General features: G+C 71.4%; 14 protein-coding genes. 10 read left to right on the forward strand and 4 right to left on the reverse strand.

Annotated elements, in window-relative coordinates:
* Positions 1-17: 17 nt before the first annotated feature.
* The 6 genes from ACFY1U_RS03400 (at position 18) to ACFY1U_RS03425 (ending at position 5,152) form a co-directional block, all read left to right on the forward strand.
* A complete protein-coding gene (locus ACFY1U_RS03400) occupies positions 18-773 on the forward strand; it encodes a metallophosphoesterase (protein ID WP_390692836.1) in 756 nt (251 codons plus the stop codon).
* Between the two features lie 113 nt (positions 774-886).
* Positions 887-1,330 carry an SRPBCC family protein gene (locus ACFY1U_RS03405; RefSeq protein ID WP_390692447.1) on the forward strand — a complete coding sequence of 148 codons (444 nt, stop codon included), beginning with the start codon at positions 887-889 and terminating at the stop codon, positions 1,328-1,330.
* 107 nt (positions 1,331-1,437) lie between these two features.
* On the forward strand, positions 1,438-2,610 hold the full coding sequence (locus tag ACFY1U_RS03410; RefSeq protein WP_390692448.1) for an ArsA family ATPase: 1,173 nt from the start codon (positions 1,438-1,440) through the stop codon (positions 2,608-2,610).
* Between the two features lie 57 nt (positions 2,611-2,667).
* Entirely contained in the window at positions 2,668-3,168 is a 501-nt protein-coding gene (locus tag ACFY1U_RS03415; RefSeq protein WP_390692449.1) for a DUF5304 domain-containing protein, read from the forward strand.
* A gap of 131 nt (positions 3,169-3,299) precedes the next feature.
* Entirely contained in the window at positions 3,300-4,253 is a 954-nt protein-coding gene (locus ACFY1U_RS03420; protein ID WP_123964607.1) for an ROK family glucokinase, read from the forward strand.
* Positions 4,254-4,405: 152 nt separating this feature from the next.
* Positions 4,406-5,152, forward strand: coding sequence for an endonuclease/exonuclease/phosphatase family protein (locus ACFY1U_RS03425; RefSeq protein ID WP_390692450.1), 747 nt, complete (start codon positions 4,406-4,408; stop codon positions 5,150-5,152).
* Here ACFY1U_RS03425 and ACFY1U_RS03430 read toward each other — a convergent pair.
* Together ACFY1U_RS03430 and ACFY1U_RS03435 are read right to left on the reverse strand one after the other, a co-directional pair.
* Positions 5,149-5,724 carry a hypothetical protein gene (locus tag ACFY1U_RS03430; RefSeq protein ID WP_390692451.1) on the reverse strand — a complete coding sequence of 192 codons (576 nt, stop codon included), beginning with the start codon at positions 5,722-5,724 and terminating at the stop codon, positions 5,149-5,151. The genes ACFY1U_RS03425 and ACFY1U_RS03430 overlap by 4 nt on opposite strands.
* The gene (locus ACFY1U_RS03435) at positions 5,717-6,496 is read right to left on the reverse strand and encodes an alpha/beta hydrolase (protein WP_390692837.1); all 780 of its coding nucleotides are present in this window, start codon (positions 6,494-6,496) and stop codon (positions 5,717-5,719) included. The genes ACFY1U_RS03430 and ACFY1U_RS03435 overlap by 8 nt, the downstream gene beginning before the upstream one ends.
* Positions 6,497-6,651: 155 nt before the next feature.
* Here ACFY1U_RS03435 and ACFY1U_RS03440 point away from each other — a divergent pair, with 155 nt between their 5' ends.
* From ACFY1U_RS03440 to ACFY1U_RS03455, 4 genes are all read left to right on the forward strand, one after another.
* The gene (locus ACFY1U_RS03440; RefSeq protein WP_390692838.1) at positions 6,652-7,404 is read left to right on the forward strand and encodes a lysophospholipid acyltransferase family protein; all 753 of its coding nucleotides are present in this window, start codon (positions 6,652-6,654) and stop codon (positions 7,402-7,404) included.
* 27 nt (positions 7,405-7,431) lie between these two features.
* Positions 7,432-8,661: a MacS family sensor histidine kinase gene (macS, locus tag ACFY1U_RS03445; protein WP_390692452.1), complete on the forward strand. Its 1,230-nt coding sequence runs from the start codon at positions 7,432-7,434 to the stop codon at positions 8,659-8,661.
* Positions 8,658-9,347, forward strand: a complete 690-nt coding sequence (locus ACFY1U_RS03450; RefSeq protein ID WP_390692453.1) for a response regulator — start codon at positions 8,658-8,660, stop codon at positions 9,345-9,347. Before macS ends, ACFY1U_RS03450 begins: the two co-directional genes overlap by 4 nt.
* 138 nt (positions 9,348-9,485) lie before the next feature.
* Positions 9,486-10,514, forward strand: a complete 1,029-nt coding sequence (locus ACFY1U_RS03455; protein WP_390692454.1) for a 6-phosphofructokinase — start codon at positions 9,486-9,488, stop codon at positions 10,512-10,514.
* 51 nt (positions 10,515-10,565) lie between these two features.
* Here ACFY1U_RS03455 and ACFY1U_RS03460 read toward each other — a convergent pair whose 3' ends face one another.
* Together ACFY1U_RS03460 and ACFY1U_RS03465 are read right to left on the reverse strand one after the other, a co-directional pair.
* Positions 10,566-12,422 (reverse strand): anthranilate synthase family protein, encoded by a 1,857-nt coding sequence (locus ACFY1U_RS03460; protein WP_390692455.1) that lies wholly within the window; start codon positions 12,420-12,422, stop codon positions 10,566-10,568.
* A 96-nt stretch (positions 12,423-12,518) separates the two neighbouring features.
* The gene (locus tag ACFY1U_RS03465) at positions 12,519-12,575 is read right to left on the reverse strand and encodes a trp operon leader peptide (protein ID WP_078912442.1); all 57 of its coding nucleotides are present in this window, start codon (positions 12,573-12,575) and stop codon (positions 12,519-12,521) included.
* Positions 12,576-12,577: the final 2 nt, after the last annotated feature.

The following is a 12,577-nucleotide window of genomic DNA, read 5'->3' on the forward strand; positions in this document are numbered from 1 at the left end:
GCAGGACACGCGTCCATGTGGTCAGCGATGTGCACGGCAACGCCCGTGACCTGGCCCGCGCCGGCGAGGGCGCCGATGCCCTGATCTGTCTGGGCGACCTGGTCCTCTTCCTCGACTACGCCGACCACTCGCGCGGGATCTTCCCCGACCTGTTCGGCGAGGAGAACGCCGACCGCATCGTCGAGCTGCGCACCGCCCGCCGCTACCGGGAGGCACGGGAGTTCGGCGCCCGGCTGTGGGGCGGCATCGGCACGGACCGGGCCGCCGCGATCGAGCAGGCGGTGCGCAAGCAGTACGCCGAGATGTTCGCGGCCTTCCCGACACCGACGTACGCCACCTACGGCAATGTCGACATGCCGCCCCTGTGGCCGGAGTACGCCGGCCCGGGCACGACCGTGCTCGACGGCGAGCGCGTGGAGATCGGCGGCCGCACCTTCGGCTTCGTCGGCGGCGGCCTCAAGTCCCCCATGCGCACCCCGTACGAGATCAGCGACGAGGAGTACGCGGCGAAGATCGAGGCCGTCGGCGAGGTGGACGTGCTGTGCACCCACATCCCGCCGGAGGTGCCCGAGCTGGTCTACGACACGGTGGCGCGCCGCTTCGAGCGCGGCAGCCGGGCCCTCCTGGACGCGATCCGCCGCACCCGCCCCCGGTACGCGCTGTTCGGCCACGTCCACCAGCCCCTGGTGCGGCGGATGCGGATCGGGGCCACGGAGTGCGTGAACGTGGGGCACTTCGCGGGGACGGGCAAGCCCTGGGCGCTTGAATGGTGAATGAACGCAGGTGGGGGTGAAGGCGGGCGCTCACGTGCGCGGTAGCCTTCACGCTGCGCGCACCGTGCGCACGACGACCTCTTTACCGGCCCGCATCTGGAGGAGCCACGGCGATGGCGGAACACACCAGCTCGAGCATCACGATCGAGGCGGCACCGGCCGATGTCATGGGGGTGATCGCAGACTTCGCCCGCTACCCGGACTGGACCGGTGAGGTGAAGGAGGCGGAGGTCCTCGCGACCGACGCCCAGGGCCGCGCGGAGCAGGTGCGCCTCGTCATGGACGCCGGCGCGATCAAGGACGACCAGGTGCTGGCGTACACCTGGACCGGTGAGAACTCGGTCTCCTGGACCCTGGTCAAGTCGCAGATGCTGCGGGCGCTCGACGGGTCGTACATCTTGAAGGCGGTGGGGGCCGGGGCGACCGAGGTCACGTACCAGCTGACGGTGGACGTCAAGATTCCGATGCTCGGGATGATCAAGCGGAAGGCCGAGAAGGTCATCATCGACCGGGCCTTGGCCGGGCTCAAGAAGCGGGTGGAGTCGGGGGAGAAGTAACGGGGGCTCGCCGTAGGGGTGCTTGTGGGAGTCCGGGTGCGGGTCCGTTGTGGCTGGTCGCGCAGTTCCCCGCGCCCCTGGGGGAGGGTCCGTTACCGTTCAGCCTCATGCGCACCATCCTGATCACCGGGCCTGGCGGTAGCGGTCGTACCACCGTTGCGGCCGCCACCGCTCTGGCCGCCGCCCGCGAGGGCACCCGCACCCTGGTTCTGAGCGCCGACCGCACCGACACCCTTGGCGGGGTCCTCGGCGCGATCACGGGACCGGCCCCGACCGCCGTCGAACCCAACCTCACCGCATGGCGACCCGACGCCGCCGCCGGTTTCCGGGACGATCTCACCGCCTTCCAGGAACGCGCTGCCAACGTCCTCGATCTGCTCGGGGCCTCCCGGCTCGACGCCGAGGAGGTCACCCCCCTTCCCGGTGCCGAGGAGCTGAACCTCCTGCGGGCCCTGCGGGACGCGGCTCTCGCGGAGGCCCATGATCTGCTGGTCGTCGATCTGCCGCCGACCCCGCAGGCGCTCGCCCTGCTCGCCCTGCCCGAAGAACTGCGCCGCTATCTGCGCCGGCTGCTGCCGCCCGAACGGCAGGCGGCCCGGGCCCTGCGGCCCGTTCTCGGGCGGCTCGCCGGGGTCCCCATGCCCTCGGAGTGGCTGTACGAGACGGCCGCCCGCTGGGACACGGAGCTCGGCGCCGTCGAGGCGGTCCTCGCCGACCGGAACACCGTCGTACGGCTGGTCGCCGAACCCGGGCCGGCCGGCGCCGACGCCGTGCACTGGGCCGGCCTCGCCCTGGCCCTGCGCGGTCTGCGCACCGACGTCCTGGTCGCCAACCGGGTGCTGCCCGAGGCGAACGGCTGGCTCGCCGGGCTCGTCGCCCAGCAGCGCAAGGTCGTGGAGGAATGGCAGGAGCCGTACGAGGTCCGGACGGTTGCCCACCTCGGCCGGGACCCGCGCGGCACGGACGACCTCACCGCGCTCGCCGTCCCCGGCACCCTGGACGTCAACGGCACGACCTCCACCGTCGAGTGGCCCGTCACCGACCGGCTCGCCGACGACGGCGTGCTCGTCTGGCACCTCCCGCTGCCCGGCGCCATACGCGACGACCTGGACCTCATCCGGCGCGGCGACGAACTCGTCGTCGCGGCAGGCCAGTTCCGGCGTATCGTCCCGCTGCCGTCGGTCCTGCGCCGCTGCACCGTCGACGGGGCCGCGCTGCGCGAGGGCGAACTGCGCATCCGGTTCGTGCCCGACCCGGATCTGTGGCCGGAGAGGCCGTGAACCACATACGCCCATTCGGGTAACGTCGTAGAGACGAACCGTAGTCAGGAGGTCGTCATGAGCGAAGAGCGCCCCCCGTCCGACGCCGGCCATCACGAGGTGATCGACGAGGTGCGGGCGACCGACGCCGACGCCTGGGCGAAGGCCTGCGCCGAGGACCTGGCGGCGGAGAAGGCCCGCCGCCGCGCCGAGTACGGCCAGCCGCCGATCTCCGCAGGCGAGGAACTGCGCAAGCTCGTCGACGCCGTCTCGGAGAAGCTGTCGTCGATCCAGTCGCCGCTGCTCGGCTCCGTCGCCGGACCGGCCGCCCAGCAGGTGGTGAAGCAGGTCGTCCAGCAGGCGAAGGCCGCGGTCGAGCCCGTCATCGAACGCAATCCGGACGTCTTCGACCATCTCGCCGCCGCGGGCAACGAACTGCTCGCCGCCTACCGCTCCGCGGTCCAGGCCCAGGAACAGCGCTGGACGAGCCGTACGACGGACCTGCACAAGGATCTGGACGAGCGCCGGGACGGCGACGAGGGCGGCACCGGCCCCGGGCAACGCATCGACCTGGACTGACTCCTCCCTCGGTTCCCTCCCCGGGCCTCGCCGGCCGCTCCCGGCTGCCCAGCGACTGGACGTCGGGGCCTTGGCGGCAGGGGCTCGGGTACGGTTGGCCGTAGCGGGGCTCGACCGAAACTGAGGGATTCATGGGACTCACCATCGGCGTCGACATCGGCGGTACCAAGATCGCGGCCGGTGTGGTCGACGAGGAAGGCAACATCCTCTCGACGCACAAGGTGCCGACCCCGGGCACGCCCGAGGCGATCGTGGACGCCATCGCCTCCGCCGTGGAGGGCGCACGCGCCGGGCACGAGATCGTGGGCGTGGGCATCGGTGCGGCCGGTTACGTCAACCGCCAGCGCTCGGAGGTCTACTTCGCGCCCAACATCGACTGGCGCAACGAGCCGCTGAAGGCCAAGGTCGAGGCCCGCGTGGGCCTGCCGGTCGTCGTGGAGAACGACGCCAACGCGGCCGCCTGGGGCGAGTACAAGTTCGGCGCGGGCAAGGGCCACCGCAACGTCATCTGCATCACCCTCGGCACCGGCCTCGGCGGCGGCATCATCATCGGCAACAAGCTGCGCCGCGGGCACTACGGCGTGGCCGCCGAGTTCGGCCACATCCGCATGGTGCCGGACGGCCTGCTGTGCGGCTGCGGCAGCCAGGGCTGCTGGGAGCAGTACGCCTCCGGGCGCGCCCTGGTCAGATACGCCAAGCAGCGCGCCAACGCCACCCCCGAGAACGCCGAGATCCTGCTCGGCCTCGGTGACGGCAGCCCCGACGGCATCGAGGGCAAGCACATCTCCATGGCCGCCCGCCAGGGCGACCCGGTCGCCGTCGACTCCTATCGCGAGCTGGCCCGCTGGGCCGGCGCGGGCCTCGCCGACCTGGCCTCCCTCTTCGACCCCTCCGCCTTCATCGTCGGCGGCGGCCTCTCGGACGAGGGCGAACTGGTCCTCGACCCGATCCGCAAGTCGTACAAGCGCTGGCTGGTCGGCGGCAACTGGCGCCCGGTGGCCGAGGTCATCGCCGCCCAGCTGGGCAACAAGGCGGGCCTGGTCGGAGCAGCAGACCTGGCCCGGGAACCCGACCCCATCATGTGACGCCGACTTCCTGCGAGACGGCGACTGCGCTTCCCTGAGGGGCGCGGGGCTGTATAAACATGCGGCTCCGCCGCGTGGGCGCGACCAGCCACATACCACCGGTGGTCGCCTACAACCTCGCGCCCCGAGCCAATGGGCGTACATTGATCCACATGGAGCTGCTGCCCAACTCCCACACGGAACCCGACGGTTCAGCCGTCATCCGAGTCCTCAGCTACAACATCCGCTCCATGCGTGATGACACGGACGCCCTGGCCAGGGTCATCACCGCCTGCGCCCCCGACCTGGTTCTCCTGCAGGAAGCCCCCCGCTTCTTCCGCTGGCGCAAGAAACTGGCCCGTCTCGCATCGGCGGCAGGCCAAGTCGTCCTCACCGGAGGCGCCACCGCCTCCGGTCCGGCGATCCTCTGCACGCTCCGGGCGACCGTCGAGCGAACCGAGGACGTCCTCCTCCCCCTCACCCCCGGCCTGCACCGCCGCGGCTTCGCCACCGCAGTGGTCCGCTTCGGCGGCGCCCGCCTCGGTGTGGTCAGCTACCACCTCTCCCTGCAGGCGGACGAGCGGTACGAGCAGGGCGGCATGCTCCTCGACCGGCTGGCCGGCCTCGGGGTGGAGCACGCGATCGCGGGCGGCGACCTCAACGACCGCCCCACCGGCCGCACCTTCCGCCGCCTCGCCGACGGCCTGCAGGACTGCTGGGCCGCGGCCCCCTGGGGCAGCGAGTACACCTGGACGCCCCCGAACCCGTTCCAGCGGATCGACGCGATCTTCGCCACCAAGGGCATCGAGGTGCTCGGCTGCGGCGTCCCGCTCGGCCACCCCGGCGTGACGGAGGCAGACCTGAGGGCGGCCACGGACCACTTTCCGGTCCTGGCCGCCCTCAAGATCCCGGCGGGCTAGACGACGGCTCCGCGCCCCGGGTCGTCGTCGTCCTCGTCGTCCGTCTTCATCCGCATCACCAGCGTGGCGAAACCGCCCAGGAAGCCGCCGATGCCGAGCGTGGCCAGCCACCAGGTCATGTCCCAGCTCAGCAGCACCGCCAGCAGGAGCAGGACCGGACCGCCGATCACGCCCAGCCAGGCGAACTTCGCGGTCGTGTCGGCGGTGGGCAGCGGCGGCGGCTCCGGGGGGACGAAGTGGCCCTCGTCGTCCTCCTCGAAGTCGTCCTCGGACGGCTCGGCGGCCGTGTAGTCGCGCGGGCCGACGCCGGGCGCGAAGGAGACGGAGCCGCCCAGGGGCTTCTTCGGCTTCTCCTGCTCCGGCGCCTCGCCCCGGGAGCCCCCGGAGTCGTCGTTGGTCTCCGGCTCCAGCAGCGCCAGGTCCTCGACTGACTTGAACGGCTTGGTGCCCGGTGGGTCCTTCGGCTCCTCGCCGTAGCCGGCGACGATCGCGGCCCACGCGGCGTCCTCGTCGAAGGGGACGCCCTGCTCCTCCGGCTCGCGGTCCTCGCGGTCCGAGTCGTGCTCAGCCACCTGCGGCCGTCCCTTCCTTGCCGACACTGGGTGCGAGCCGGCCGATGAACGCGAGGCTCTCTTCGAAAATCCGGTCCGCATCGTGGTCCAACGTCGCCACGTGGTAGCTCTGTTCCAGCAGTATCTCCGTCACGTCCCTCGATGAGACCCGGCCGAGGATCCGCGCCGAGTCGGCCGGCGGCACGACATGGTCCTGCGGGCTGCGCAGCACCAGCAGCGGCTGCGTGACCTGGGGCAGCTCGCCGTCGACCAGCCGGAAGAAGTTCCGCAGGGAGTGCGCCGCGTGCAGCGGAACCCGGTCGTACCCCAGCTCGGCGCTGCCCTCCTTCGCGATGTCGCTGGCGATCCCCTTCGTCGTGCGCACGAGATGGCGGGCCACGGGAAGGGCGTACGGGGAAAAGCCGTGCATGCGGTTCGCCGGGTTGACGACCACCACGCCGCCGACCGCCTCCCCGTGCTTCGCCGCCAGACGCAGCGCCAGGGTGCCGCCCATGGACAGGCCGGCCACGAACACCTCGCCGCAGCGCTCGCGCAGGGACCGCAGCTCGCGGTCCACCTCGGCGTACCAGTCCTGCCAGCCGGTGAGCTGCATGTCCTCCCAGCGGGTGCCGTGCCCGGGCAGCAGCGGCAGCGAGACCGTGAGGCCGTGTTCGGCGAGATACTCGGCCCAGGGGCGCAGCGACTGGGGGGAACCGGTGAAGCCGTGGCAGAGCAGGACGCCGACCTCCCCGCCCTCATGGCGGTACGGCTCGGCTCCAGGAAGGACCGGCACCTTCGGTCTCCTGTTCATGTGAGTGACGTGAAGTCCAGGTGCTTCACCGTACGCGACCGCACTGACACCGACCAGGGTCGTCGGATCCTTTGACAGTGCTCCGGGTTAAGGTCTGACCGACGGAAACAGGAGGCACACGGGTGTTGTACGGCACGATGAAGGTTGCCATCGGGGGACCGCTGAAGGTCGCCTTCAGGCCCTGGGTGGAAGGCCTGGAGAACATTCCGGCGGAGGGCGCCGCCATCCTGGCGAGCAATCATCTCTCCTTCTCCGACTCGTTCTTCCTGCCCGCGGTCCTCGACCGCAAGGTCACCTTCATCGCCAAGGCCGAGTACTTCACCACGCCCGGCGTGAAGGGCCGGCTGACGGCCGCCTTCTTCAAGGGCGTCGGCCAGCTCCCGGTGGACCGCTCCGGTGCGCGCGGCGCGGGCGAGGCCGCGATCAAGAGCGGCCTGGAGGTCCTGGAGCGCGGTGAGCTGTTCGGCATCTACCCCGAGGGCACACGCTCGCCCGACGGCCGCCTCTACCGCGGCAAGCCCGGTGGTCTCGCACGTGTGGCGCTCGCCTCGGGCGCGCCGGTCATCCCGGTCGCGATGATCGATACGGAGAAGATCCAGCCGCCGGGCAAGGTCATGCCCAAGCTGATGCGCCCGGGCATCCGCATCGGCAAGCCCCTCGACTTCAGCCGCTACCAGGGCATGGAGCACGACCGCTTCGTGCTGCGCGCGGTCACCGACGAGGTCATGTACGAGATCATGAAGCTCTCCGGCCAGGAGTACGTCGACATGTACGCGACCGCGGCGAAGCGCCAGATCGCGGAGGCGGCGAAGGCCGAGAAGGAACAGGCCAAGGAGCAGGCCAAAGAGCAGGCCAAGGAGCAGGCCAAGAAGGACAAGTCCGAGGCCTAGGCTCTCGGTCGAGGGGGGGTGGGGGACATGCCCAAGCGCGAGCGCGTCATGCGCATGTCGGTCGAGCAGCCGCTGTGGCGTGCGCTCACCGCGTACCGGGTGCTCACGATGCTGTACGCGGTCGGCCTGTTCGCCACCGCCTACGACGAGTACGACCACGCGGGCGTGGCCATCGCCTACTACGTCGTCCTGTTCGTGTGGACGCTCGCCACCCTGCCCCGCGTCCAGAGCGCGGCCGCCTGCACCAAGCGCTTCCTCGCGGTCGACCTCGCCATCGCCCTCACCGGCATCCTGCTCACCCCGCTCGCGGTCAACGAGCAGCACATCCAGAGCGGCGGGCCCACCCTGCCGTCGATATGGACCGCCGGCTCGGTCCTCGCGTACGCCATCAAGGGCGGCTGGCGCTGGGCCGCGTTCGCGTCGACGCCGGTCGCCGCCGCCAACCTGATCGAGCGCGGCGCCCCCGCCCGCGACACCGTGCACAACGTGATCCTGGTCTGGGTCGCCTCCATCGCCATCGGCTACGTCGTCGAGGTCGCCCGCGCCTCCGAGCGCACCCTCGCCCGCGCCCTGGAGATCGAGGCCGCGACCCGGGAGCGGGAGCGGCTCGCCCGGGACATCCACGACGGCGTGCTGCAGGTGCTGGCCATGGTCCAGCGCCGGGGCGCGGTCCTCGGCGGCGAGGCGGCCGAACTGGGCCGGATGGCCGGCGAGCAGGAGGTCGCGCTGCGCACCCTGGTCTCCGGCGGGCTGGTCCCCGTCTCGCGGGTGTCGGAGGACGCCGCCGAGGGCGCGGTGGTACGGGCCGTGGAGGAGCCCTCGTACGACGAGGACGGCCCGGTGGACCTGCGGGCGCTGCTCGCCCCGTACGCCGCCGCGAAGGTCAGCCTCGCCGAACCGGGAGCGGCCGTTCTGCTCCCCAGGGCCGCCGCGAGGGAACTGGCCGCGGCCGTCGGTGCCGCCCTGGACAACGTGCGCAGGCACGCCGGAGAGGACGCGCGCGCGTGGATCCTCGTCGAGGACGAGCCCGGTGAGGTCGTGGTGACCGTGCGGGACGACGGCCCTGGCATCCCGGAGGGTCGGCTCGCCCAGGCCGAGGGGGAGGGGCGGCTCGGCGTCGCCCTGTCGATCCGCGGCCGGCTGCGCGACCTCGGCGGCAGCGCCGAACTGATCTCGGTGCCCGGCCAGGGCACGGAGGTCGAACTGAAGGTACCGAAGGACGCGAAGGACCCACGGGGGAAGGCAGAGCGGCGATGACGGACTCCACCGACGAGCGGCAGGGCGCGATCAAGGTCATGGTGGTCGACGACCACCCGATGTGGCGCGATGCCGTCGCCCGCGACCTGGCCGAGTCCGGTTTCGACGTGGTCGCCACCGCGGGCGACGGCGACCAGGCCGTGCGCCGCGCCAAGGCCGCCGGCCCCGACGTGCTCGTGCTCGATCTGAACCTGCCCGCCAAGCCCGGCGTCCAGGTCTGCAAGGAGCTCGTCGGGCACAACCCCGCGCTGCGTGTCCTCGTGCTGTCGGCGAGCGGTGAGCACGCCGACGTCCTGGAGGCGGTGAAGTCCGGCGCCACCGGCTATCTGCTGAAGTCCGCGTCCACGGACGAACTGCTGGACGCGGTGCGCCGCACGGCCGTCGGCGACCCGGTGTTCACGCCGGGCCTGGCCGGACTGGTCCTCGGCGAGTACCGCCGCCTCGCCTCCGAGCCCGCGCCCGCCGCGGACACCGACCAGCCGGGCGCCCCGCAGCTCACCGACCGCGAGACCGAGGTGCTGCGCCTGGTCGCCAAGGGCCTGAGCTACAAGCAGATCGCCGAACGCCTGGTCATCTCCCACCGCACGGTCCAGAACCACGTCCAGAACACCCTCGGCAAGCTCCAGCTGCACAACAGGGTGGAACTCGTCCGGTACGCCATAGAGCGCGGACTCGACGACGAGTGAGAGCGCCACGGGAGCTTGACGGCGGGTAAACCAACCGCCCGCTGATTCACCGGAATTGCCCTTCCAGCCCATCCCTCTGTGACCTGGATCACCATTAGCGTGGCTGTCACCAGGCAACTGCGGCGAAGGGACATTTCCATGCGGGTCGGAGTACTGACCGGAGGCGGCGACTGCCCCGGACTCAACGCCGTCATCCGGGGCATCGTCCGCAAGGGCGTGCAGGAGTACGGCTACGACTTCGTCGGCTACCGGGACGGCTGGCGCGGCCCCCTCGAAGGCGACACTGTCCGCCTCGACATCCCCGCGGTGCGCGGCATCCTGCCCCGCGGCGGCACCATCCTCGGCTCCTCGCGCACCAATCCGCTCAAGCAGGAGAACGGCATCCGCCGGATCAAGGAGAACCTCGCCAAGCAGGAGGTCGAGGCGCTCATCGCGATCGGCGGCGAGGACACCCTGGGCGTGGCGGCGCGCCTCACCGACGAGTACGGCGTGCCCGTCGTCGGCGTACCGAAGACGATCGACAACGACCTGTCCGCCACCGACTACACTTTCGGCTTCGACACCGCGGTCGGCATCGCCACCGAGGCCATCGACCGTCTGCACACCACCGCCGAGTCCCACATGCGCGTCCTGGTCTGCGAGGTGATGGGCCGGCACGCCGGCTGGATCGCCCTGCACTCCGGCCTCGCGGGCGGCGCCAACGTCATCCTCATCCCCGAGCAGCGCTTCGACCTCGAACAGGTCTGCGCCTGGATCACCTCCCGCTTCAAGGCCTCGTACGCCCCCATCGTGGTCGTCGCCGAGGGCGCCATGCCCAAGGACGGCGACGTGGTCCTCAAGGACGAGTCGCTGGACTCCTTCGGGCACGTCCGCCTGTCCGGGGTCGGCGAATGGCTCGCCAAGGAGATCGAGAAGCGCACCGGCAAGGAGGCCCGCACGACCGTCCTCGGTCACATCCAGCGCGGCGGCACCCCGAGCGCCTTCGACCGCTGGCTGGCCACCCGCTTCGGCCTGCACGCCATCGACGCCGTCCACGAGGGCGACTTCGGCAAGATGGTCGCCCTGCGCGGCACCGACATCGTCCGCGTCCCGATCGCGGAGGCGACGGCGAAGCTGAAGACGGTGGACCCGGAGCTGTACGAGGAGGTCGGGGTCTTCTTCGGCTGATCCTCGGGCGACGAGGAAACGGAAGTCTGGGGGCCGCGCGCCCCCAGACGGCTACACGGTCGTGTTGCGCAGCCGGCCCACCAACTCCCGTACGACAGCCGCACCGTTCAGCGTGAGGATCGACTCCGGGTGGAACTGCACGCCGGCGAACCCAGGGCCCCGTACGGCGTGCACTTCCCCGTTGTCCGCCCGGCTCACCTCGACCCCGTGCGCGGCCAGCTCCTGCGTCACCTCGTCGTCGCAGCGCGCCACGAAGCTGTTGTAGAAGCCGACGGTCTCCGTCCGCCCGAACAGCTCGATCGTCGTCTGCGCCCCCTGGTACGGCACTTCCTTCCGTACGATCTCCAGCCCCAGCTCGGCCGCGATCAGCTCGTGCCCGAGGCAGACGCCGAGCACGCCGTGCCGGTGCTCACGGATGACCCGCGCCGTGAGGTCGCGCAGGAACCGCATCTTGGGGTCGTCCAGGTCGGACGGGTCACCGGGGCCGGGGCCCAGCACGAGGGGTCCCTCATGGGCGAGGACGGCTTCCCCGAGGCCCGGCTCGTCGTAGCGCCGGACGGTGACCTCCAGCCCGGCCGAGCGCAGCACATGCGCCAGCATCGAGGTGAAGGTGTCCTCGCCGTCGACCACGAAGGCGTGCCCGTCGAGTTCGTAGGACCGCTCCTGCATCCGCAGCCAGAACGGCGCCAGCGAAGCCCGGCGCCCGTCGAGCGCGGCACGCACGCGTGGGTCGTCGGCGAGCCGCACGCGCGCGTGCCCCTCGCGCGGCCGGGAGGGGCGTACGCCCAGGGCCGCCAGCACGCCCGCCGCCTTCGCATGCGTCTCGGCGACCTCGCTCGCCGGGTCCGAGCCGCGGACGAGGGTGGCACCGACCGGGACGCGCAGATGGCCTTCGGGGGAGATGTCCGCCGTACGGATCAGGATGGGGGAGTCGAGGGTCTGCGCGCCGCCGGAGTCCCGGCCGAGCAGCGCGAGCGCGCCCGCGTAGTAGCCGCGCCCGCCGACCTCGTGCCGCTCGATGACGCGGCAGGCGTTCTGCACCGGCGAGCCGGTGACCGTGGCCGCGAACATGGTCTCCTTCAGCACCTCGCGCACGTCCAGCGAGGACTTCCCGCGCAGCTCGTACTCGGTGTGCGCGAGATGGGCCATCTCCTTCAGACGCGGCCCGACGACGACGCCGCCCATGTCGCCGACGGTGCACATCATCTTGAGCTCCTCGTCGACGACCATCGACAGCTCCTCGATCTCCTTGCCGTCGGCGAGGAAGTCCAGCAGGTGCTCCGGCGTCGGGCCCTCGGCGGGATAGCGGTACGTCCCGCTGATCGGGTTCATCACGACCGTGCCGCCGGACATCCGCACATGCACCTCGGGACTGGCCCCGACCAGGGTGCGCTCCCGGGTGTGCACCACGAACGTCCAGTACGCGCCCCGCTCGCCCTCCAGCAGCCGCCGGAACAGCGCGAGCGCGTCCGCGCGGGAGAACCCCGGGATCTCCCCCTCGTACGTCCGCCGGATGACGAAGTTGGCGCCCTCGCCCCGCCCGATCTCCTCGTGCAGCACCCGGCCGACGATCTCGCCGTACTCCTCGTCCTCGACGTCGAAGCCGCCGCCCGCCACCCGCACCTCGTGCGCCGGGAGCTGCGCGAGGGCGTCGGCGAGCGGGATCTCGTAGGACTCCTCGGGGGTGAGGAAGGCCAGCGGTGTCCCGTCGTCGCGGACGTCGAAGCCGCGTTCGCGGATCTGGCGGAAGGGGACGAGCGCGAGGCCCTCGTCGGGGAGGTCGGCCAGGCGGTCGTAGATGGAGACCGGGCCGAGCAGCACCTCCACGGTGTTCTCGGCGTGGCCCGGCGTGTGGCGGCGCAGCAGGGCGAAGGGGCGTGGATCGTCGAGCAGATCAGCCAGGTGCATGAGTCCGTTTCTTCCTTCTCGCTGAAGAGGAACGGACCCCGGAAACGCCGAAGGCCGCCCCTCGGGCGGCCTTCGCGAAGTCTTGCGTACGCGCAGTCAGTGGGCCGCCGGATGAGCGGTCCACCACCAGTTCTGGGTCGAAAGCGCGAACATGC

This window comes from Streptomyces sp. NPDC001351, from assembly GCF_042896045.1.
GTDB lineage: Bacteria > Actinomycetota > Actinomycetes > Streptomycetales > Streptomycetaceae > Streptomyces.